Genomic DNA, 3183 nt, shown 5'->3' with positions numbered 1-3183 from the left:
TGTTACCGTGAGAAGCAACATTCTCCTTCAATCGCCACCGCCTTCTCCTGCCTCCTCCCTACGCCGCGTACACCACTTCCAACGATAGCTCCCCTAGACAATCGAACATATACCATGCCCAGCATCTCCTCGACATCGGCGCCAAGCGCGCTTCACCAACTTCAGCAAAACGGGGAAAGCGTCTCAGCTTCGCAGCGTGACTACTCGCGCACATCGCTGACGAATGTGATACTAGGCGTGAGGCAAGACGCGAGCCTCACGCCGGAAACGCTGCGGCATCGTGCGAATTCCGCCTCGTCGAACCCGCCAAGGACATCGGCCGATCGTGCCGCAACGCTTGCCGATCATCTCGATCGCGTGTCCAGCCCAACGTACGGATCCGCCAGGATGGGCTCGGCGCGCAGCTTCGACGGTTCGCGATTGGGCCTGGAGAGCGACCGTCTCGGCGCGCGTCTTCGGGCAGGCGTGTACAACGAATCGGGCAGCCTGCATCAGGGGCTGGCCGAAGCCGATCGCGTCATCGACGGCGACACGCCGCGCAAGCGCTCCGGCGAGCACGACTCCTCTACATCCCTCCCAGTTCCTTCAAGTTCAAAACTAAAGAAAAAGCCCGGTCTGAAGCTCGCTATTCCTCTGTCATCTCCTCTTGAGGAACGTAAAAAAAAATATCAACAGGAAGGACTATTAGTAGCATCGGGTTCTTTTGGACTTGTTATACGAGATCCGAATGACTCAAGTGTTTTAATAAAGGATATGGGAAAGGCATTGGATGCAGCAAAGATGGAATCTTCATATTTTAACAAATTTTACGGCGCCACCAGCTCGGAGGTTTATTGTGACGACGGGGGGAACGTCTTCCTTCGTATGACAAAAATTCCAGGCACCCCAGTTGCAGATTTGGCTCAAAATGACATCCCCAAAAACGCAATGGAACTTTATCTGAAAATGATTTCAGATTTGGGCGACTTACATCTTCATCACAGAGACCTACATTTAAGTAACGTTATTTATGACGCCGATAATGAACGTTTCTGGCCAATAGATTTTGAAGATGTTGTTGATTATGGGGATGGAGAGCACTTACAATTTCAAGCAAAAGACATTGTCAAATTTGAGGAATTAATCAAAAAATTTGCCATGCTGCTGCCACAGATAAACCAGGAGTAAACATCGGCGTGAAGCCAAACGCCGAGAAGGAGCGCCTTGAGCTCAGTGACTGTTACTAAGCTTTCCGGAAGTACTGGGCACCTCGAAAAACCGTTCGGACGCTGGCATGATGCCACTGAGGCCGCAGGGATGAGGATGTGAAGAGATCAAGAGCAATCGTCAAGTCTGGTGTACGCGGGTCGGGCGGCATGATCAGGCGGCCAGCGCTTGAGGAGCCGGTGTGCTTTCAGTCACCGGGATTCCGTCCCTGAAGGGAATGCCCTTCAGAAGCGGCTCGATCTTGTTGACGCCGCGGATTTTCCTCCACGACTTCTCGGCGGCTTCAATCAGCTTGAACGCCATGGCGATGAAGCTCGCGCGCGATAGACAGTTACGCGTGCGGCTCGTGCGATGGCGCACCGTCGCGAACGTTGATTCGATCGGATTCGTGGTCCGCACGTGCTGCCAGTGTTCGGCAGGGAAGTCGTAGAACGCGAGCAACGCATCGCGATCCTTTGTGAGTTTCTCGATGGCCTTTGGGTACTTGGCCGCGTACGTGTCGACGAACTGGTTAAATGTGCGATTCACAGACATCGTTTCACTTTCTTGAATGCCGTTTTCTTGGCGCGCTTGAGTTCGTGGCTCCGGTAAGAGACTCGAGTTCAAGCGCGCGCCGATGATGTTCGCCAAGGGTCTTGTCAACTCGCCATTCGCGATGCCGGATTCGCTCTTTCCGCCCGTCGTAGGCGCTTTCCACCTGCTCCGCGAGAGGTGTGATTTCGCCCACTTCTGCGATGCGGTCAACGGGCGTCTTGCCACCGAGTGAGCCGTGCGGGCGGCGCCAGTTGTAGTCGAACTGCCACTCCTCAATTCGTCGGTCAATCTCGTCCTCGGTCGGCGCATGGTTTCGCTGATCGCGCGGATGAAGGAACTGGAGGCCGAGAACGCCCGGCTGCGCAAGATGTACGTCGAGGAGAAGATCAAGGCCGAGATCGTAGCGGAGGCGCTCGCAAAAAAAGATTGAGGCCATCTTGCCGGCGTGAGATGGCCATGCGAGCGGTGTCCAGCCGGGGCGTATCGATCCGGCTGGCATGTGAGGTATTTGGGATCAGCCAGGCCTGTTATCGGTACGTTGGTCGGCGCACCGCCGAGAACGACGAGATTGCGAACTGGCTGCTGCGCCTGACGGACAACCACCGGAACTGGGGCTTCGGACTGTGCTTCCTGTACCTGCGCAACGTGAAAGGCTTCGGCTGGAATCACAAGCGCGTGTACCGGATCTATTGCGAACTGGAGTTGAACTTGCGGATCAAGCCGCGCAAGCGGCTGGTCAGGCAGGTACCGGAGCCGCTGGCGGTGCCGTGCGCCGTCAACCAGGTTTGGTCGATGGACTTCATGCACGATCAACTGTCCGACGGACGCAGCATCCGGCTGTTCAACGTGATCGACGACTTCAACCGCGAGGCACTCGGCATCGAGATCGACTTCTCATTGCCGTCGGCACGCGTGATTCGTGCGCTGCGGCAGATCATAGGTTGGCGCGGCAGGCCCAAAGCGATTCGGTGCGATAACGGGCCCGAGTACCTGAGCGCGGCGATCGTCGAATGGGCCCGACAGTACGGCATCAGGCTCGACTACATCCAACCGGGCAAGCCGCAGCAGAATGCGTATGTCGAACGATTCAACCGGACCGTGCGGTACGAATGGCTATCGCAGTACCACTGGGAAGACTTGGACCACGTGCAGCGCTTCGCGACCGATTGGATGTGGACTTACAATCATGACCGCCCGAACATGGCCTTGGGTGGATTTACGCCAAAGCAGCGGTTGGCCATGGCCGCTTAGTTTCTACTTCTGAACCCCGTGGAAAACGGGGGGATTACCCCCACACCTCAATGGCAAGGTCGAGCGTTCACAGCTTACTGACCGCAACGAGTTCTGGTGCCACCATGCGCCGACCGAGGACGAGATTGACCGACGAATTGAGGAGTGGCAGTTCGACTACAACTGGCGCCGCCCGCACGGCTCACTCGGTGG

General features: G+C 56.4%; 5 pseudogenes. 3 read left to right on the top strand and 2 right to left on the bottom strand.

Features of this window, described 5'->3' with window-relative positions:
* A pseudogene (locus ACPUER_RS36130) lies at nucleotides 1-1167 on the top strand (hypothetical protein); the annotation flags it as partial.
* Between the two features lie 192 nt (nucleotides 1168-1359).
* On the opposite strand, the pseudogene ACPUER_RS36125 reads toward ACPUER_RS36130, so the two are convergent.
* Both ACPUER_RS36125 and ACPUER_RS36120 read right to left on the bottom strand, forming a co-directional pair.
* A pseudogene (locus tag ACPUER_RS36125) lies at nucleotides 1360-1758 on the bottom strand (transposase); the annotation flags it as partial.
* Nucleotides 1745-2053 (bottom strand): annotated as a pseudogene (locus ACPUER_RS36120) (integrase core domain-containing protein); the annotation flags it as partial. The pseudogenes ACPUER_RS36125 and ACPUER_RS36120, both read right to left, overlap by 14 nt.
* Between ACPUER_RS36120 and ACPUER_RS36115 the strand changes: the two are divergent.
* A pseudogene (locus ACPUER_RS36115) lies at nucleotides 2054-2991 on the top strand (IS3 family transposase); the annotation flags it as partial.
* 40 nt (nucleotides 2992-3031) lie between these two features.
* Nucleotides 3032-3183: pseudogene (locus ACPUER_RS36110) on the top strand (integrase core domain-containing protein); the annotation flags it as partial.

This window comes from Burkholderia sp. DN3021 (assembly GCF_049805555.1).
Taxonomy (GTDB): domain Bacteria; phylum Pseudomonadota; class Gammaproteobacteria; order Burkholderiales; family Burkholderiaceae; genus Burkholderia; species Burkholderia pyrrocinia_C.
This window is presented reverse-complemented; position numbering and strand designations above follow the sequence as displayed.